Source organism: Mesobacillus sp. ABV4_180, assembly GCF_056158485.1.
In genome coordinates this window covers 4,012,722-4,032,009 of sequence record NZ_JBSWTJ010000001.1, presented here as the reverse complement: position 1 = coordinate 4,032,009, position 19,288 = coordinate 4,012,722, and the positions used below count along the sequence as shown (strand labels likewise).

The 19,288-nt window shown below is 43.4% G+C and carries 15 protein-coding genes; 7 read left to right on the top strand and 8 right to left on the bottom strand.

All coding sequences use genetic code 11. The features are described from left to right. Positions 1-31: 31 nt before the first annotated feature. The 3 genes from ACXAEA_RS20565 (at position 32) to ACXAEA_RS20555 (ending at position 4,266) form a co-directional block, all read left to right on the top strand. Positions 32-490 carry a DUF305 domain-containing protein gene (locus ACXAEA_RS20565; RefSeq protein ID WP_475097702.1) on the top strand — a complete coding sequence of 153 codons (459 nt, stop codon included), beginning with the start codon at positions 32-34 and terminating at the stop codon, positions 488-490. A 115-nt stretch (positions 491-605) separates the two neighbouring features. Continuing rightward, complete coding sequence (locus ACXAEA_RS20560) at positions 606-1,454, top strand: P-loop NTPase family protein (RefSeq protein WP_475097701.1); 849 nt, start codon at positions 606-608, stop codon at positions 1,452-1,454. 178 nt (positions 1,455-1,632) lie between these two features. Further along, positions 1,633-4,266 carry an MSCRAMM family protein gene (locus tag ACXAEA_RS20555; RefSeq protein ID WP_475097700.1) on the top strand — a complete coding sequence of 878 codons (2,634 nt, stop codon included), beginning with the start codon at positions 1,633-1,635 and terminating at the stop codon, positions 4,264-4,266. A gap of 47 nt (positions 4,267-4,313) precedes the next feature. Here the strand turns inward: ACXAEA_RS20555 and ACXAEA_RS20550 are convergent, their stop codons facing one another. Together ACXAEA_RS20550 and ACXAEA_RS20545 are read right to left on the bottom strand one after the other, a co-directional pair. Beyond that, complete coding sequence (locus ACXAEA_RS20550; RefSeq protein WP_475097699.1) at positions 4,314-4,700, bottom strand: hypothetical protein; 387 nt, start codon at positions 4,698-4,700, stop codon at positions 4,314-4,316. A gap of 382 nt (positions 4,701-5,082) precedes the next feature. After that, positions 5,083-5,574, bottom strand: a complete 492-nt coding sequence (locus tag ACXAEA_RS20545) for a hypothetical protein (RefSeq protein ID WP_475097698.1) — start codon at positions 5,572-5,574, stop codon at positions 5,083-5,085. Positions 5,575-5,686: 112 nt separating this feature from the next. On the opposite strand from ACXAEA_RS20545, the gene ACXAEA_RS20540 reads away from it, so the two are divergent. Beyond that, complete coding sequence (locus ACXAEA_RS20540; RefSeq protein WP_475097697.1) at positions 5,687-6,133, top strand: DUF4385 domain-containing protein; 447 nt, start codon at positions 5,687-5,689, stop codon at positions 6,131-6,133. A 40-nt stretch (positions 6,134-6,173) separates the two neighbouring features. On the opposite strand, the gene ACXAEA_RS20535 is transcribed toward ACXAEA_RS20540, so the two are convergent. The 3 genes from ACXAEA_RS20535 to ACXAEA_RS20525 form a co-directional block, all read right to left on the bottom strand. Then, complete coding sequence (locus tag ACXAEA_RS20535) at positions 6,174-7,829, bottom strand: glycerol-3-phosphate dehydrogenase/oxidase (protein WP_475097696.1); 1,656 nt, start codon at positions 7,827-7,829, stop codon at positions 6,174-6,176. 185 nt (positions 7,830-8,014) lie between these two features. After that, positions 8,015-8,560, bottom strand: a complete 546-nt coding sequence (locus ACXAEA_RS20530; protein ID WP_475098184.1) for a glycerol-3-phosphate responsive antiterminator — start codon at positions 8,558-8,560, stop codon at positions 8,015-8,017. Positions 8,561-8,603: 43 nt separating this feature from the next. Further along, complete coding sequence (locus ACXAEA_RS20525; RefSeq protein ID WP_475097695.1) at positions 8,604-9,326, bottom strand: TspO/MBR family protein; 723 nt, start codon at positions 9,324-9,326, stop codon at positions 8,604-8,606. A 218-nt stretch (positions 9,327-9,544) separates the two neighbouring features. Between ACXAEA_RS20525 and ACXAEA_RS20520 the strand changes: the two genes are divergently transcribed. Both ACXAEA_RS20520 and rnjA read left to right on the top strand, forming a co-directional pair. Beyond that, positions 9,545-10,465 carry a methyl-accepting chemotaxis protein gene (locus tag ACXAEA_RS20520; protein WP_475097694.1) on the top strand — a complete coding sequence of 307 codons (921 nt, stop codon included), beginning with the start codon at positions 9,545-9,547 and terminating at the stop codon, positions 10,463-10,465. Between the two features lie 418 nt (positions 10,466-10,883). Next, entirely contained in the window at positions 10,884-12,548 is a 1,665-nt protein-coding gene (gene rnjA / locus ACXAEA_RS20515) for a ribonuclease J1 (protein ID WP_475097693.1), read from the top strand. A 106-nt stretch (positions 12,549-12,654) separates the two neighbouring features. Here rnjA and ACXAEA_RS20510 read toward each other — a convergent pair whose 3' ends face one another. Continuing rightward, positions 12,655-14,511 carry an LTA synthase family protein gene (locus tag ACXAEA_RS20510; protein ID WP_475097692.1) on the bottom strand — a complete coding sequence of 619 codons (1,857 nt, stop codon included), beginning with the start codon at positions 14,509-14,511 and terminating at the stop codon, positions 12,655-12,657. Positions 14,512-14,774: 263 nt separating this feature from the next. On the opposite strand from ACXAEA_RS20510, the gene ACXAEA_RS20505 reads away from it, so the two are divergent. Continuing rightward, complete coding sequence (locus ACXAEA_RS20505) at positions 14,775-15,644, top strand: cation diffusion facilitator family transporter (RefSeq protein ID WP_475097691.1); 870 nt, start codon at positions 14,775-14,777, stop codon at positions 15,642-15,644. 88 nt (positions 15,645-15,732) lie between these two features. Here the strand turns inward: ACXAEA_RS20505 and ACXAEA_RS20500 are convergent, their stop codons facing one another. Continuing rightward, a complete protein-coding gene (locus tag ACXAEA_RS20500) occupies positions 15,733-16,986 on the bottom strand; it encodes a helix-turn-helix domain-containing protein (protein WP_475097690.1) in 1,254 nt (417 codons plus the stop codon). 355 nt (positions 16,987-17,341) lie between these two features. Further along, a complete protein-coding gene (locus ACXAEA_RS20495) occupies positions 17,342-19,090 on the bottom strand; it encodes a M4 family metallopeptidase (RefSeq protein WP_475097689.1) in 1,749 nt (582 codons plus the stop codon). Positions 19,091-19,288: the final 198 nt, after the last annotated feature.

Genomic DNA, 19,288 nt, shown 5'->3' with positions numbered 1-19,288 from the left:
AGTATAGACATTGATGTAAGGAGGAAAGCATTTGAAAAATAATTATGGCAGATTTGGCATGATGGTTTTGACTTCCACTATTATCATGTTAATTTTGATGTATTTTAATGCGTACAGTATTGATCATGTATTTTTCAGTGAAACAAGACTATATATGGCACTTATAATGGGCGGTGTGATGGCAATTGTCATGCTTATGTTCATGAAAAAAATGTATACAAACAAGAAAGCTAATCTCGGGATTTATGCTGGCAGTGCTTTATTGATTGCGGTATCGCTGTTCCTAGTCCGCAGCCAGGCAACGGTTGATGATACATCCTGGATGAAAGCAATGATCCCGCATCATTCGATTGCGATTTTAACGAGTGAACGAGCCAATATCGAGGACCCGCGTGTTCAAAAGCTTTCAGACGAAATCATCAAAGCACAGCGCAGGGAAATCAGCGAAATGAAGATGCTGATAAAGGATCTTGAAGGGAAGGAAGATTGATGAGAAGTTTTTCCAAAAGCTTAATCCCGCCGAGGATTAAGCTTTTTTAGCCTGAAAAAGGAATTTTGATAAAGGTGGCGAATTTACGAGGGGAAGAAGGATAGGAGTGTAGCAAATGACAGCGAAATTGATTTTAGTAGAAGGGCTGCCTGGCTCTGGCAAATCGACCACAGCCACAATGATTCATGAAATCCTTGTGGAGAACAATGTGAATGCAGAACTATATATGGAGGGAAACCTTGATCATCCCGCCGATTATGAGGGAGTGGCCTGTTTTACAGAAGAGGAATTTAAAGTTCTTCTTAAGGAGAGCGTCAGCCTCAGGAAGGTATTTCAGGAGCGTGTGATGGTGAGAAGGGACCGCTATTTGCTGCCTTATCTAAAAATAAAATCAGAGCTGGGTGAAGAATTCCCAGAAGAACTGCTGGCAAGCATTTCTAAAAAGGATATCTATGAACTCCCGCTAGAAGAGAACATTGCGGTGATCACTGAAAGCTGGGAGAGATTTGCCCAAAAGGCAGAAGCAGAAGAGAAGGTCTATGTGTTTGAATGTTGCTTTATTCAAAATCCTGTTACCGTGGCAATGATCAAGTACGGTGCCTCAGAGGAAGTGTCTTTTGACTATGTAAACCAGCTTGCTCAATCTGTTAAAAAACTCAATCCTCTCCTCGTTTATGTAAGGCAGGAAGACATTGAGAAATCATTCCGCAAGACTGTAAGCGAAAGGCCGGCAGACTGGTTCAATGGGTTTGTTCATTACTATACTTCCCAGGGATATGGTGCTGCAAAAGGAATGAGCGGACTGGAGGGTACCATTGAAGTGCTGAGGGCAAGGCAGGAATTAGAGCTCAGTCTGATTGGACAATTGGACGTACCAACGGTCTGCGTTGATAACTCCCGATTTGAGCAGGAAAAGCATAAGGAGAAGCTTAAGAGAATAATAAAAACTGCACAAAACAGCTAAGCCAAATCACTATAAGGATTTGGCTTTTTTTTACATAAGAATCAAGGGGAATCCTGTCGAAATAAAAATAATTTTAATAGGTAAAATGGACGAGGAAAAGGTAGAGATAAATCGAATACAATTATCTGGGAAATGCAGGTTTGTCCTGATTTTCTACAATGAAAATGGGGGAAGATGAATGGCAAAAAAGCTCGTCTATTTGTTGTTAATGGTTTTTGTCCTTGGTACAGCCATCGGGAATGTCCATGCAGCACCGAAGAAGGAAGAAAGTACAGCAGTAAAAGGGTCAATTAAAGATCAGGAAAGGCTGCTTAACAACGGCTTGGTTGTTTTGCAGAAACAGGGCAAGGTGAACCCGATTTTTACAGAGACGGATTCCAGCGGGAACTTCAAAGCTGACTTAACAGATGGTACCTACACGGTTAAAGCTATGAAGGCAAAAAACGGTGATTGGTATAGTACTCATACAAACTTTGTTGTAAAAGAAGGAAAGATCAAGGGGTTGGATGGCGGCCATATTCAGCTGTCCGAAAAAAAGAAAGAGAAGAAAGCAAAGAGCGAATCTGCTAACCTGACTGGTGTACTAAAGGAAGGAAACAAAGGATTGAAAGCAGATTTAGTCATCTCGAAATTCGATGAAAACGAAGAAGGGATTTATCGCGTTACTTCTAAAGGCAATGGAAGCTTTTCGGCATCATTGTCTGATGGAGAATATATCCTCTATGGAATAGAAGTGGACGGCGGCCATTATCGATATGAACTTCTATTCTCAGTTGTCGATGGCAAGGTTTTAGTTGATGGTGAACCGCAATCAAAACTATCTATAGCGATTCCTGTTAATGCTTATACTGGTAAAATTCAAGATTCCGCATCCTCCTTGTCAGGGGCTGGAGTGTTATTGGAGAAACACCTTTCAGAAGAGGAATATGATACTCAATTTGTACAGTATGCTATCGCAAATAAAAAGGGAGAATTCTCTTTAAGAGAGTTAACAGATGGAAGCTATTCGATCAGTGTTGACCACCCAACTTACTATGAACATTTTGCGGTACGATTCGAAGTAGTGAATGGAACAATTTATGTTGATGGTCAAGAGACGTCTGTTTTTGAGATCACGGTGCCGGATGTGAATGTAACGGGCAAATTGACGGAAGGGAATATGCCAATCGTAAATGCGTATGTGAGCTTTGAAGGGGAAGCTGCAGACGGAGAGTATGTCGGTTTTGGTACTCAGGTAGATTCCAAAGGGAACTTCCAATATCGATTAAAGGATGGTCATTATACAGTTACCGCCATTGAAGAACAAAACAGAAGCACCATGGTGAATATCCCATTTGAAATCCGTGACGGGAAGCTAGTGCAAAATGGGGTAGAAACATCTTTATTAACGATTGATTTGCCTCCTGTTACGTTTAATGGGAAATGGATGGACGAAGGAATTGCTCTTCAGGGTGCAGTATATGTTGAATCCCTTTCAGAGGAAGATAACTACGCCTGGTATAATGCTACAACAGATGAGAATGGAGTTTACTCGCTCCGCTTGAAGGATGGAAGCTACCAGGTTACCGGCGGACACCTATTTGATGAGAATGAAGAATTAGCTCTGTCAGTTCCTTTTGAAATCATTGATGGCAAGCTCGTTGTGGCAGGTGAGGTAAAGTCCATTCTGGAATTGATGGTACCACCTGTAAGTCTGAATGGTTTGGTGAAGGACGGAGACCAGCCTGTTGCGAATGGCTGGATTTCAATTGTTTCCGAGGATCAAGGGATTTATCTTTGGAAGAGCCTGAACTCAGATGGAACGTTCAGCATGCGCCTGGCTGATGGGAATTATAAGGTAATGAATGTAGATCTCGAGGATGGAACAAGTGCGCCTATTGACCTTGCCTTCTCCATCCAGGATGGGAAAACCTATCTCAATGGCGAATTGCAAGATACGCTGGAGGTTTCCGTTCCGCCCGTTACTTTATCTGGTACACTAACGGAATCAGGAAACCCGATTATGGGCAATGTTCTCATTATGGAAATGAACAATGCGGAAAATCCGATACAATCATGGGCATGGGCGAATGAAGAAGGTCAATTCCATTCACGCCTTCCTGATGGAGATTATAAAGTGGACCTAGTCGAGCTTTACGACGATACAGCGTTTAATCCAGGAACAGAATTCAGTATTGTGGATGGCCAATTATATGTGAACGGCCAGCAGGAAGGAAAATTGGATATTGAGGTTCCGCCTGTCACAATGGCAGGAACGCTGCTTGAGTCTGGGAATCCAATCTCAGGAAGCCTCAATATCATGGAAATGAACGATGCTGAAAATCCGCTGCAATTTTGGGGCTGGGCAGAAGAAGGCAGCTTCCAATTACGGATGCCAGATGGTGACTATAAGATTTATGACGTATATCTTCACGATGGAACGGCCTTCAGTCCAGAAATAGAGTTTAGTATTATTTCTGGCCAATTATATGTGAATGGTGAATTTACCGAAGAACTTAAGATCGACATTCCGCCAGTAACGGTGTCGGGCTATGTTTTTAACGGAGAAGCCACAGTAGCTGAGGGATACGTAGCTATACATTCTTTAGATGGAAATTGGACAGCCGGATATCCTTCTTGGATCAGAGATGGATTTTATCAAATGAGGCTGCCTGATGGGGAATACGAAATTGCGATGGTAGAAGATCATCAGAACGGCGGCTCCTACTATTTTGATAAAAAATTCACGATAACAGATGGAAAACTATATGTAGATGGCCAGGAAGCAAGTTCATTGGACATCAACCTGCAGGACGGCTGGCAGCAGCCGTAAAGAAATGAAGAGCCTAATCCTTTTTATTGGATTAGGCTCTTTGTTTTCTATCTTAATCCATACATTTGCATGCAGCGATAAACACATTGGGTGTACAGGGCATCATTATTGCTGTAGTTTGCATAACAATTTCTGAGGCACTGCTGATAAGAACCATGGGTGTCAAATTGTCCCGATGGCCCTGTCCAAGGATAACCAGATGGTATCGGTCCTCCATGAGGTTGTGGTCCAGGGAAGGGTCCTAAAGGAGGTGGTCCTCCATGTGGTTGTGGTCCAAACCATGGCTGTCCTGAAGGGCCAGGTCCAATGGGGCCAAATCCGGGGCTAAGTCCGCCAGGTCCAAGTGGTCCAGGAATTCCGGGACCCAGGCCGCCAGGTCCAACCCATTGCCCTGTTCCGCCAGCTGGACCAGAAGTAAAAGGATTAAACGTCATGCGATCGCTCCATTCTATTGCATAATTTACTTCTAATAGGCTATTCAATTCTGGGGGAGATGTGATTATGGCTGTATGATTGAAGCTGGAAGACCCTCGTCAGGAAAGATAAAGGTCGCCAATACAGCTTATTGGTGACCTGAAAATTCGATAGAGGGCAAAAAAGGTAACCAATGGAGCTGGTTGGAACCCTGAAATTTGCCCTGAGTCAACAAAGGTCAGCAATATAACCAATTGGTGCCATGAAAACTCTACCGAGTGCAAAAATGGTCACCAATAAATCCGCTTGCTGCTTCACTATAGACTATTAATCAAACGTTTGATTAAAGTGGATCAATTCCATGGTAATACTGAAAAAGGGCAGCCGCGGCTGCCCCCTTTTTCAACATAACACGATGATTCTGTATGGCGTCGTTTGAGCAGGAATGCTGAAAGTAGATGGTCCATAAACTACAATCAGATTTCTGTTCGCAGGACTGTTTGTAAACCTCTGCCCATTTTCCAATAAAATCTGGGTTAGGGGTGAGAGGTTAAGCATGAGCATGCCATCACTGCTGACGAGCTGGCTGTTGAAGAAATCCACTTTCACATTTTGGCCCCGGGTTTCTTTTACCATGACAAGTGCCCGGTATTGTGGCGGATAGATCATCGGGACAGGGGCGTCAGCGTCATAGTAGCCAGTCACCCGATCGCCAACTCCGACCATCGCCTGGTCCACAAAGTAAGTCCTCGGTTCTACCACAAAATTCACTTGCCTTCCCGTTCCGTCGATGACCGACATCAATCTATAGCAGCCTTGATTTTCGCCGGATGGCGTGATGGAAAAGTCGTTTATCGTCGTTACTGTTCCACTGAAAGGTTGATATTTGACCACTCTTTTCCCTCCACTCATTGGATTCCTGCCTATATTCTATTCTTCCTGGGCAGATAGGTGCTTGTTAATAATTCGCCTGAGGGGGTAAAACAAGATAAAAAGGAATGGTGATATGCCTTTCAACTACGACCTTGATTTTGACAATATTGATTTCCGTGAGAAGCCTGAACTGTACCGGGTGGGCAGGGGGGAACAGGGTGTTTTGCTTGTTGAACCCTATAAAAGTGAAATCCTTCCTCACTGGCGGTTCAAAACGCCAGATATCGCTGCGGAATCATCAGAAAAAATCTTTGAGATGTTTCTTGAATACAAAAAGAAAAACGATTTTGTCGGGATGGACATGGCAAGAAAATTCTTGCAGATGGGCTATACTCGTGCCCGCCGCTATACGAATTATAAAGGCGGAAGGAAATATGATGAAGATGGCAAAGTGAAAGAGCGCCAGAACGATCCGGTGAAAGCAGAATCCGCGGCCATTTTTATGGAGAAATGGAAGCAGGCAAGAACGGATGAAGAGTATCTTGAGATGAAGAAGGAACACCAGAGGAAATATGGATAAAAAAGACCCCTGATTACGAGATGAATCAGGGGTCTGTGCTTTATTTTTCAGGGACAACTGCATCAGTCAAAGCTTCTTCCAATTGTAATGCGAAATCTTTCGTTTGCTGCTCGCTCCAGGCGAATTGCCCGCTCATATACTTGATTGCATTTTCTTTGAAGTTTCGCACCTGATTGATGTTGAACAAGATGGCGCCTGTACGTCTGTTAAAGAAATCGATTGGGGTAGCTGCCGCTTCATAATGGATCGCATACATCAGCTTTGCGAAAAACTCCAAAGGAAGGCCGTATTTTTCAGCATCTTCCTTGTGTGATGAAGCAAGCTGGTACACGATCGGTGCGTTCGAACCGTACTGGTATGCCAAACGGCGAGCTTCTTCGGCTGTGAAGCCTGCCTTCATCCCTTCATCAAGTTGCTTTTCAACAAAACGGCCGAAATTTGCGGAACCCCCAACCTCACCGCCTGAAATCGGCAAATGCTTGGTCTGGCATGCCGCGAAGCTGCGGCCATCTTCTTTGGAGAATTTATCAGCAAGCAGATCAACGATTGTTTCCGCCATTTTGCGGTATCCAGTCAGTTTTCCTCCGGCAATCGTTATCAGCCCTGAATCTGATTCCCAAATCTCATCTTTCCTTGAGATTTCAGAAGGGGCTTTGCCTTCCTCATGGATCAGCGGCCTTACGCCTGCCCAGCTGGATTCTACATCCTGCTCAGTGATGTTGACGTCAGGGAACATATATTTAATCGCTTTTAAAAGATAGCCCCTGTCTTCTTCCGTCATGCCCGGATTGATTGGATCCTGGTTGTAAAAAGTATCAGTGGTGCCAACATATGTCTTGCCATCGCGTGGAATCGCAAATATCATCCGCCCGTCCGGTGTATCGAAATAAATAGCTTGCTTTAGCGGGAAGCGCGATTGGTCAATGACGATATGAACACCTTTTGAAAGCTTCAGCGTTTTGCCTTTTTTCGAGTCATCCATCTCACGGATGCCATCAACCCATGGACCGGTTGCATTGACGATTTTTTTGGCATGGACCTCGTATTCCTCTCCTGTTAAAAGATCCTCGACGAGCACGCCTGAAACGATTCCATTGTTATAAATCAGGTTCTTCACTTTGGAATAGTTCAATGCTGTTGCACCTTTTTTGACAGCCTGCTTCATGACTTCGATGGTGAGGCGGGCATCGTCTGTGCGGTACTCCACATAATAACCGCCGCCTTTTAATCCGTCTTTTTTTACAAGCGGTTCCCTTGAAAGTGTTTCTGTTGCGCTGAACATTTTCCGGCGCTCTGATCTTTTAACGCCCGCAAGAAAGTCATATACACGAAGGCCGATTGAAGTGCTGAAACTGCCGAAAGTACCGCCTTTATGGAAGGGAAGCAGCATCCATTCTGGTGTCGTGACGTGCGGGCCATTTTCATAGACAATGGCCCTTTCCTTTCCGACTTCCGCGACCATTTTCACCTCGAATTGTTTTAAATAGCGCAGTCCGCCATGGACGAGTTTCGTTGAGCGGCTTGAAGTCCCAGCTGCGAAATCCTGCATTTCCAAAAGTGCGGTACTGATTCCTCTTGTAGAAGCATCCAATGCTATTCCAGCTCCGGTAATACCGCCGCCAATAACAAGGACATCGAATGCTTTGTTTTTGAGTTTACTAACGGTATGTTCACGTTCGAGATTTGAAAACTTCATATGACGCGCCTCCTCTTGGTAAAGAAAAAGAGACCACAAACAACATCATCGCGAATGCGTAATGTTATCGTGGTCTCTCCGTTTCTCCTGCCAAATTATTAACTTATCATCATCATACCACAATAACCTATATTTTTCATGGCATTAATATGTCAAATTCATAACAGTGATTAGCGTTTTACAACTTACATTTCCCATAAATCTCTTTTGGAAGTTGTAATCGCATCTGCACCGGCATTCAATGCATTTTTGACATCTTCGGGTGTGCGGATTAATCCTCCTGCAAAAATAGGGGTCTTGACGCGTTCCTTAACCTCCTTGATCATCCAGGGCATAGCTCCAGGCAAGACCTCGATATAATCAGGTCGAGTTTTTTCAATCAGCCTGTAGCTTTTTTCAAGCGCATGGGTATCGATGAGGAAGATCCTCTGTACAGCAATGACCCCTTTTTGCTTCGCTTTTAAAATAACGCTGGACTTGGTCGAAATCAGTCCATACGGTTTGTATTCCTGGCAAATATATTCTGTTGAATAATCATCGCTTTTCAGGCCTTGAATCATATCAACGTGGTAAATCATTTTTTTGCCATACTGTTTTGCCATTGAATTGACGTGTTTTAATTGAGAGATATGCATTTCTAAAAACACCCCAATCTCAAAAGGGCTTTCCAGGAACTGTTCAAATTCCTTCATGTTAGAGGAAGCAGGCAAAATTTTTTGATCCAACAAAATCCCTTCCTTAAAATCGTTTATCAATTATCTTACCATAAGCTGTTCATCGCTTTCTATTCAGGCATAAAAATATCCCGATCAGGATTATGACCGACAACACATATGAAGTAGTGCTAACGAAAGGGTGGGATGAAGCATTTTTAACGCCTATTCCGATAAAAGCCCAGATGAATACAAGGGGATAGAAACAGTCTTCATTTTTATAGGTAAAATAAACAGCTAGGAGTGTGGCAATTAAAAGCATGATGAGTGTCCATGTACCATCTGATAGCCCAAATCCGTTCCAGCCGGTGTATTTCAGGTAATAGCTGATATTTGCGATGGTCGCAACACTGATCCAGCCGAGGTAGACAGAAAAAGGGAGGAGATCCCATAAAGACGTCTTTTCAATCCTTATGACATGGTAAAGTTTGATCAAAGTAAGCAGCAGGCCGATCATCACGAACACTGTGAACAGGAAAAACTCGAAATGCCATAATAGAATCCAGGCAATGTTTAGGGCAGAGCTAAGCAAATAAAGAGGAGCAGCTTTTTTGTAGACCGGCAAATCCCTTCTCGAAGAAGGAAACTGCCTGATTGTCCAAATAAACAGTAAGAAATAAATCAGTCCCCAGATTCCAAATACATATCCAGCCGGGGTAAACAACACATCCAATTTATTTGAGATTTCCCCGGTTGTTTGCCCGTTGATCGGGAGGATATTAGCAAGCGCATTGACCAGCACAACCAGCAGCGTGGCGATCAAATTTATTATGATACGTCCCATTCAATTCACCACTTTCTTCTCCAGAACTTTGTCTATTCTATTCCACTTGAAAGAAGTCCATAACCACTTATAGCCTTTACGTTAGGAGATAAACATATGAATGTGTTCAAAGGTTGTATTGATTTAAGAAATAAACACACTTAAATTTGTTAAGTAAACACACGGCTAGTACGATAGTAATAGAGATTGGCAGACTAAAGACAAAGAGGATGACATATATGTTCACAAGTACCCCAGTAAAAAGTACACAGGTTTTTCAGGAAGATGCGGTCTTGGCAGCCATTGAAAAATCATTAGCAATGATCGAGTTCGATCCAAATGGAAAAGTGCTCTGGGCGAATGAGAACTTTGCCAGGACAGTCGGATATAGAGTGGAAGAAATGCCTGGCTTGATGCACAAACAATTTTGCACACCCGAATTTGCAGGCAGCAGAGAATACATGGAATTATGGAGAAATCTGCGAGGCGGCAAAAGCTTTCAGGAAAAAATCCAGCGCGTCACAAAACGAGGGATGCTGATCTGGCTTGAGGCGACTTATACCCCAGTGTATGATTCTGCTGGGAAGGTTGTTGGCGTATTGAAAGTGGCAACGGATATTTCCGAGCGGGAGATGAACACCTCAAAAGTAGCCCAGCAGCTTCAGCAGATGTCTGAAGACCTAAGCGGCCGAGCGGAAACAGGAATTATGAGGAGTGAAGAAGCAGCACTTGCAGCCAGCAAGCTTGTCGCCGAATCGAAAGACAATCTCGAGATCCTGGACTCCCTGAAATCACAGGCGAAATCCATCGGAAGCATCGTACAGACCATTCGGGAAATTGCCGCGCAAACAAACCTGCTCGCGCTGAACGCGGCCATCGAAGCAGCAAGAGCCGGAGAACATGGAAGAGGCTTTAACGTCGTTGCCGGCGAAGTAAGGAAACTAGCAACACGAGTCCAGGATTCCATCCAGGAAGTCAATTCTCATATCGACGGAATTTCGGGCGAAATCAATAAAATCAGCGAAGCAACCCAACGCTCGCAAAGCGGCATTACCAACAACAAGACACTCAATGAACAGGCAGTAGCAGCCTTCAAGGAGATAGGCAGCGCCGCCCGCGAATTAGACCAGCAGGCAAAAACATTTAAGGATATATTGTAAAAATAGGACACCTTAATCAAATCAGCTATTTGATCAAGGTGTTTTTTTTATGTCAGAAGTGGTAAAGGGAAATTGAAATTGTTTTGATTGCCCTGAATGGAGCCAGAAGAGGTAAAACGGTAAAAACAGATACGCTGCTTTACCCGAAAAAAAGCCAGAACAACAAAACTGGTAAAAGCACTCCCGCAACAAAAATTCAACGCCCAAAAATTCACCATTAACCAAGCAACTTTTCTCCTATAATGTTCGTCTCATTATTAAATAGGAAAGCATTATTTGTTGAATTTCTTATTTTGTGATATATTTTAAGAATTCATACCCCCTATTTTCTCCAGCCAATTTCTTCACTAATCTTTATTTTTAAATGATTCCCGTGGGAATTGATTATACATTTGCACAAAGAAACAGGAGCTGAACTATGGAAACGAAATTGAAAAAGGATCTTAAGATTTTCGCTTTGGGCGGTCTTGGTGAGATCGGGAAAAACACATATGTAATCGAATACAAAAATGAAATGGTGCTGGTGGATTGCGGAATCAAGTTTCCGGATAACGAGCTGCTTGGAATTGACTATGTCCTAGCGGATTACACTTATCTAAAGCAAAACCAGGACAAGCTGGTTGGGATTTTCGTCACTCATGGACATGAGGACCACATCGGCGGCTTGCCATTTTTGCTTCAGGATGTAAAAGCGCCGATTTATGGCGGTGATTTTGCAGTTGAGCTGATCAAGTCGAAATTGCAGGAGCACAAAATCAAGGGCGTCAAGTTCCACCAGATCAACAATGATACGGTCGTCGAATTCCAGAATATCAAGGTGCGCTTTTTCCGCACGACACACAGTATCGCAGACTCATTTGGTGTCGTTGTTACGACTCCGGAGGGGAATATCGTCCACACAGGCGATTTTAAATTTGATTTGACACCGGTTGGAGCGGGAACGGATTTCCAGAAAATTGCCGAAATCAGCAGTGAGGGAGTGCTGTGCCTGTTATCAGACAGCACGAACAGCGAGGTGCCTGGTTTCTCCGTATCTGAAAAAAGAGTCGGAGAAGCAATCGAGGATATTTTCCAAACAGTAGACGGCCGCGTTATTTTTGCGACATTCGCATCGAATATCGACCGCGTGCAGCAAGTCGTGAAGTCATCGCTCAAGCATAACCGCAAAATGGCCATTGTGGGCCGCAGTATGGAAAAAGCATTCGAAATCGGCCGCAGGTTAGGATATATTACTGCACCGGATGAGGCCTTCGTGAGCATCAATGAAATCGGGCAAATTCCAAGCGAACAGCTGACCATCATCTGTACGGGAAGCCAGGGAGAGCCGATGGCAGCATTAGCGCGAATTGCCAATGGCACTCACAGGCAAATCTCAATCATCCCTGGGGATACGATTGTGTTCTCATCTTCGCCAATCCCGGGGAACACGGTCAGCGTGAATCGTGTGATTGACAAGCTGCACCGCATTGGCGCAGATGTCATTCACCATAAAATCAGTGAAGTCCATACTTCAGGACATGGAAAGCAGGAGGAGCAGAAGCTGATGATCCGCCTGTTGAACCCGAAGTATTTCATTCCGATTCACGGCGAATTCCGCATGCTTGACCAGCATGTGAAATTAGCGGAACAATGCGGAATCCCAAGGGAAAACTGCTTTATTTTAGATAATGGTGATGTTCTTGAACTGTCTGCTGAAGGCGGCCAGATTGCCGGCAAGGTACCAGCACAGCCAGTGTATGTTGATGGCAGCGGAATCGGCGACATCGGACACATCGTGTTGAAGGATAGAAGAGTGCTGTCACAGGACGGGCTCGTGATTGTCACGATGATGATCGACCGCGAGAAGAAGCAGCTAGTCAACAAGCCAACCGTCGTGACAAGAGGGTTCGTCTATGTAAGGGAGTCAGGCGACCTGATGAAAAATGTAGAAGAACTGATTACGGATAAAATCGTCACAGAACTGGCAGGCGGGACGAAGGACTGGTCCACTATCAAAAAGGTGGTCATTGACGTCGTGAATCCATTCCTGTACAGCAAAACAGGCAGAAGGCCAATGATCCTGCCGATTATCATGGAAATTTAAATCTGCAAAACGATCCTTTCACAGGGTCGTTTTTTTTGTACACAAAAACGATCCTTCATACAGGGCGTAAAAAAAACCCCACTGAACATCAGCGGGGGTTGTGGTATTATTGTTCATCTTTTCCATAAAAACGAAGCAAATCGCCGTAAATAATCTGGTCTGAGTAGCTCAGTTCATTCTTGGCCTGCTCCATATATGGTTCGCAGCTTGCCTGTTCAATCGGCTCTTCAGTTGCCTTGTCATAGCAAGTGCCTTTCGTGTAGACGACTTTGTCTGTGATGAAACTGCCGTCTCTCAGGACAACGAAGTTATCCTGTTTTTCGGAGAATAGGTCTCTTCCGAATTGGATATCCTGCTTCGTATCGATTCCCGCAAGGCTTAGCAATGTTGGACGAAGATCGATCTGGCCGGAAACGGTTGAAATCGTCTTTCCTTCATGGCCTGGGATGTGGATGATCATTGGTACACGCTGCAACTGTGTTGAAACAAATGGCGTGATTTCTTTGCCAAGATACTGCGCCATTGCCTTGTTATGATTTTCTGAAATTCCATAGTGGTCACCGTAAATCACAATAACCGAATTTTCGTATAGACCCTCAGCCTTCAGATCCTCGATGAATAGCTTCAATGCTTCATCCGTATAGCGGACGGTTGGGAAGTAGCGGTTCAAAGTTCCACTATTTGAATCAAACTCATCGATGAACTTGTCTTCCTCATCAAGCTCGAACGGGAAGTGGTTCGTCAGTGTGATGAACTTCGCGAAGAACGGCTTAGGCATTTCTTTCAAGTGTTCAACGGACTGATCAAAGAAATCCATGTCCTTCATGCCCCAGCCAACAGAATTCGCGTCGTCTACCTGATAATCCGGCAATGAGTAGAATCGGTCATAGCCGAAATTATTGTACATAACATCACGGTTCCAGAAACTTTTGTTATTAGCATGTAGCTTTGCTGTGTAATAAGAGTTTTCCTTCAGTTTTTCAGCCAGTGACATGTATTCATTCCCGGAGTGGGTGAAGAATACAGCACCGCGGCCAAGTGGGTATAAAGAATTCTCTAAAAGGAACTCGGAATCAGACGTTTTACCCTGTGCAGTCTGATGATAGAAATTATCAAAGTAATAGCTGTCTTTAATGAACTCATTCAGGAATGGCGTGACTTCCTGGCCATTCACTTTTTGTCCGATGACGAAATTCTGGGTAGACTCCATGGAGATGACAATGAGGTTTTTACCCTTGGCTGCGCCAAACATTTCTTTTGAAGGAGCTGCATAGTGAGCTCTTGTATAGTTTTCGATATCTGTTAACTGATTTCCATCCGCTAAAGCTCTTTGTGCGGTTGTCTTTGTTTGCAGGTAAGCATCGTAAATATGGTGATTGTATGTCCCGATATTTTTCACGAGGATTTCTCTGTCAAACGTACGAGTCAATAATTCCGGACGCTCTGATTCAGAAAGACCAAGGTTAAAAAAAGCAAGCCCGATCGCGCTGAAATAGAAGGCAGCAGCTCCAACACTTTTATATTTTCTGAATGAGATCTTAGGTGTCTTTACAAAAGCAAGGCCAAGGATGATCAGTGCATCGGCAAAATAAAGGACATCTGCCAAGCTGATCAATTCCCCGACACTGCCCTTCAAATCACCCATATTGCTCGTCTGTGTTAACAGCGGAATCGTGATGAAATCGCTGAATTCGCGGTAGTAAACAACATTGGCATAAAGAACAAAGGAAGTGATGAAGCTCGTTGCCACCACAAAGATCTTCTGTTTCCTGCCAGCCATCAGGATTCCCAGCCCCAGGATGAACATAAGGAAGCTCAATGGATTGATAAACAGGATGAATTCCTGCATTTTATTCTCAATATCTATATCAAAATTTAATTTATAAACAGTGTAGGTTTTAAGCCATAATAAGATAATGGCAATAAAAACGAAATGAATGGACATGTTCTTTTTTGTCCCCATGCAATCCCTCCTAGGATTCTATTGAAGTTTACATTTTAACATATTCTCAAGTAGATTTGTAGCATTGGCCATATACGCATAATTTTCCGATAGTTATTGTATTATAAGGCCGCATTTCAAGTGTATGGTAAAATGTACTAATTTTCCCTTGGGAAACTTTCTTGCCTGCCTGTCATTAACATGGGCACGGGTAAAAAGGTTGCTGTAGACCCACTCGCATAAGGATTGTTAAAATGTTCTAGCAGTTGATTGGAGGATGGCCCATGAATGAAGAACGTTATTTGAATTTGAAATTAGGCGAGCGAGGCGCAATCATCAGCATTGCCGCTTACATAATCCTGTCTGCCTTAAAATTATTTGTTGGATATATCAGCGGTTCGGAAGCCTTGATGGCGGATGGATTGAATAATACAACCGATATATTAGCCTCAGTTTCTGTCCTGATCGGACTAAGGCTATCCCAAAAGCCTGCAGATGAGGACCATCTCTACGGACACTGGAAATCGGAAATGGTCGCCTCGATGGTCGCATCCTTTATCATGATCATTGTTGGGTTCCAGGTGTTGATCAGCGCCATCACCTCCATTTTTGAAGGAGCAGCCGAAGCGCCGGACCTTATTTCTGCCTGGACCGGCTTATTCTCGGCATTGGTCATGTATTTGGTCTATCGCTATAATCGCAATCTCGCACAAAAAATAAAAAGCCATTCGGTCATGGCCGCGGCAAAGGATAACCTGTCCGATTCGTGGGTGAGTATCGGGACCGCCGTCGGCATCATCGGCTCCCAATTCGGTTTGCCTTGGCTCGACCCGGTCACAGCATTGATCGTTGGCGGACTTATTATAAAAACAGGCTGGGATATCTTCCGCGAAGCATCCCATCAGCTGACAGACGGCTTTGATGTAGACCTAATTAAAGAATATAAACAAACCATCTGTAATATTCCTGGTGTGAAAGGAATTAAAGATTTAAAGGCGCGGAGCTATGGCAACAATATCGTCGTAGACTGTGTCATCACCGTGAATCCGACCCTCGACATCAGCACCGCACATGATATCTCCACAAGAGTCGAGCAAAACCTGATGGAAGAATACGAAATTTATGATGTGCATGTACATGTCGAGCCGGAATGATTGACTGATTAGTGTAGACGTCTTTCAGCCAAAAAGAGGCCTGTCCCTTGCTGCCTGAATTTCAGCAGGGAACAAGCCTCAACTGTTTTTAGCGAGGGTCCTGGTTAATAAACAGATCAGCCGTCTGGACTGCTTTTTCATATTGTTTGATCTGCACATAGTAGTTGTACAGCAGCTTTCCGTACTTATTGGCATGTGTTGTATGATGATGAGAACGAAAGAATGGCATTGCGGTTTCTTCTATGTATTGATAATATTCGTCAACGTCATTGCTGATGCGTAAGATCAGAAGGGTGAACAGGATCTTATATAAAGCATTCATTGCATTTTTGGAAAGTGCAAGTCCTTCATTCGCATTCTTGAGAAGTACTCTGGCAGACAACAGTTGCCCCTCCTGAGCATTATCGAGATAATTATATAACCGGTTTAAATAGGGAGAAGACTTTTTATTCCCCGCTTTAACCGCTTTTTCATAAAAGGTGTGAGCACTTTGATAGTCCTGCCTTTTAAAATAAAGAAAGCCTAAGTTATGCAGGATCAAACCTTTTTTGTCTAAAAGACCTAATGCTTCACTGTCCTCAATTAAATTCTCATACTTTTTGACAATCTCCTCAAAATCGAGCTGAGTGCTTCCTTCCAGTTGCACTAACATTAAGCCTTCTGCCAGGATTGCTCTGGCATAATTATTCGTTTCCTTAAAATATCTGAACGCTTTTTCTGCATAGAAATATGCCATCACCTTAGATTGGGTCCAATGATAAGCCACCGCTAGATGATAGTAATATTCTGGATTCCCATATTGCTCCGGATTGACCTTCTTCAGTTCATGCAAGGCTCGTTGCCTGTTCACATTCTCCAGACGTGTATATTGAGATAAATAGTACAAACCTGTCACATGGTGGAACAAATTACGATCATATGTTGATAGGGGAGATGATTCTTTTTGTATATTCAATAATATACGGCATGCCTTTTCTGGATCATTATGTAAAATATAATATCGGGCCAAAAGCAATTGATATAGTGCAGCATAATTAGAAGCACTGATATACGGAATGCTGTCTAATTCTTTTTTTATCTTTTCAACTTCCTTTACTCTCTCCAGAATGATGGATGTATGCCATTTTTGCAGTTTCTTTTCTATATTCTGGACGGCAGTTATTTCTTTCTCGATGTCAATGTGAAGCCGCTCAGAAAACAGTTCGATAATCTCGGCAGAATACGATGTTTCTCCCCTTTCAATCCTGCTCACATGTGTCGCCGTACAAATGTCTTTTCCTAATTGCTCTTGAGTCAGCCCGGCTTTTTTGCGATAAAATTTAATGATTTCTCCCTCGAGCATGCAGATTCCCCTTTCCCAATCTAAGTTGACAAATATCAAGTTTTTGTAAAAGAAAAGCAAAAGAGCATATCGATGAATCTTCTATCTATAAATCCTTATTTTTTTTAGTATAGCTTGTTGCAAATGTCTGCACTACGGCATTAAGTATCATATTTTATGTATTGCCAGGAGAAAGAAAAACAGGTATCAAATATGGTATTTAGAATGGATTTCTTCATAAGACATAAAAGTACCCGATAGGGCAGACAGCTATTTCTTGTCTGCTCTATCGGGAATAATTTAATGCCGTATAAACTTCCAATGAATTTTTGAACCTGCACCGAACCCGTTAGGCCGACGTCTATGAGCTCATAACTTACTCAGCTGGGACACCTACTGCATCGTATGCAGCGATTACTGCTTGTGTTTGTGCCGATGGCTGTCCATTTCGATCTGGATACTTATCGCGAGTAGCTTGGATTAAAGCCTGGCGCATTTCTTTAAATCCAGATGAAGGTGTTAAATACATCGTTAGAGCACGATAGTAGATTTGCCCAGTTGCATTGCGGCCGATTCCGGTAACGGTAATGCCGTTGTGCGTACCGCCCTCGGAAATTAAGTATGCAGCTTTATTGTTGATACTGCTGTTGATATGCACGCCGCCTTTATCCAATGTACCGATATAGCGATCGTCGTAATGATCCGGGTAACGATTATCCTTCATTCCATATGCAGCAGGAAGCGTCTTTGTTTTTGGATCGCTCAATGATCGAAGTCCGCCATCTCCGGCTTTTGTTGGAGTGTAGATGTCCTCGCCCATTTCCCAATCTGCCGGACTTGTAGAAGAACCGGTAGCATACATTTCTGCCAATGCCCCAAAGATATCCGCCAGTGACTCATTTATTGCACCTGATTCATCCTGATACGTCAGGTCTGCAGTATGTTCGATTACACCGTGTGTCATTTCGTGACCTGTCACATCCAGAGCACCTGATAATGAACCAAGTACGTTTCCATCACCATCTCCGTATAGCATTTGCTTGCCGTTCCAGGCTGCGTTATTCCATTTTGAACCAATATGAACCGTGCTGATTAACGGCATACCCTTGCCGTCTATGCTGTTACGCTTGTGAGCACCCTGAAAGTACTTGTTGATTTTATCAGCATTTACATGCGCAGAAACAGCAGCAGGGTCATAGAAGAAATTGGTCGAGCTATTTGTTTTTACTTCAAATCCAGTGAATCCCAAGAGTGCTGAAAGCAGGATGAATGGAGTTTCAGCCATGCGGCGCGCCTCAAACGTCGCAAGAGGGACAATATTAGGGCTTCCGAAAGAACCGCCGGCGATCGAACCACCATATAAGTAGCTTGTACCTGTTGAAAGATCCTTTCCAACCGGGAATGACTGCATCTTGCCGAATACATCCAATCCTCTTCCGGTTGCGATTGAAAGATTTGCTGGATCCGCTTCATGCAGCGCATTGAAACTGTTCACTACTTCTCCACTTATGGCATCGACAAAGTAATGGAAGTAGCCGGGAGCCGGGGTGGAAGTGGACACTTTTACTAGATAGGTTAAGTGATATTTTCCTTCATGAGAGTAAATCGTTAATTCTGAATCGATTCCATCGTAGGTCTTCAACTCATCGACACCGATTTCGGCTGCAACCCCTTGTTTAACGATTGTCTCAGCCTCTTCCTTTGATAGAGCTGGTTCAGTCGGAATGGTTCCACGAGCCAGCTTTTGCGTGACTTTACCAAATGAAGCAAATACATTATTGTTTGCATCCAATGCAACAGTTTGGCCAGAACCGTAAATAGGAATCCCTTTGTATTGCTCGACAGTACGTACATGGTATGTACCTGTTGTACTATCACTTTGCTCACTGATGATTTTGAATTGATCCCACGTAGATACGGATTTTGTTTGGTCCAGTACTTTTGATTGAAGAAAAGCCTTCACAATCTCTTCCTTACTTAAACCCTCAGCTTGTACAGAATTTACGCTTGCTGGTCCTGCAAAAGAAGGAACAGATGGCACCAGTCCTCCCAATGCAACGGATAGAGCTAGTACAGCGGGAATAGCCGCTTTTTTACCCCTGATTTTCTTTTGTTTCTTTTTCAAAATCTTCACCCCTTCGTTATGATTGTGACACCTAACAATTAAAATTATTGGGAATATTCACACTAAAATCAATTGTGTTATATTTTCAGTGATTTTTATGAGAATTGTAGGAATCATGACTAAATACGACAAAATTCCTTTTGGTTTTGCCGTAAAAATAACACAATTTCAATCTTCCGATAATTCTGTATACTGAAG

Coding starts and splice junctions, on each gene's coding strand:
- ACXAEA_RS20560 (WP_475097701.1), top strand. CDS start 606: ATGACAGCGAAATTGATTTTAGTAGAAGGGCTGCCTGGCTCTGGCAAA.
- ACXAEA_RS20555 (WP_475097700.1), top strand. CDS start 1,633: ATGGCAAAAAAGCTCGTCTATTTGTTGTTAATGGTTTTTGTCCTTGGT.
- ACXAEA_RS20550 (WP_475097699.1), bottom strand. CDS start 4,700: ATGACGTTTAATCCTTTTACTTCTGGTCCAGCTGGCGGAACAGGGCAA.
- ACXAEA_RS20540 (WP_475097697.1), top strand. CDS start 5,687: ATGCCTTTCAACTACGACCTTGATTTTGACAATATTGATTTCCGTGAG.
- ACXAEA_RS20535 (WP_475097696.1), bottom strand. CDS start 7,829: ATGAAGTTTTCAAATCTCGAACGTGAACATACCGTTAGTAAACTCAAA.
- ACXAEA_RS20525 (WP_475097695.1), bottom strand. CDS start 9,326: ATGGGACGTATCATAATAAATTTGATCGCCACGCTGCTGGTTGTGCTG.
- ACXAEA_RS20520 (WP_475097694.1), top strand. CDS start 9,545: ATGTTCACAAGTACCCCAGTAAAAAGTACACAGGTTTTTCAGGAAGAT.
- rnjA (WP_475097693.1), top strand. CDS start 10,884: ATGGAAACGAAATTGAAAAAGGATCTTAAGATTTTCGCTTTGGGCGGT.
- ACXAEA_RS20510 (WP_475097692.1), bottom strand. CDS start 14,511: ATGGGGACAAAAAAGAACATGTCCATTCATTTCGTTTTTATTGCCATT.
- ACXAEA_RS20505 (WP_475097691.1), top strand. CDS start 14,775: ATGAATGAAGAACGTTATTTGAATTTGAAATTAGGCGAGCGAGGCGCA.
- ACXAEA_RS20500 (WP_475097690.1), bottom strand. CDS start 16,986: ATGCTCGAGGGAGAAATCATTAAATTTTATCGCAAAAAAGCCGGGCTG.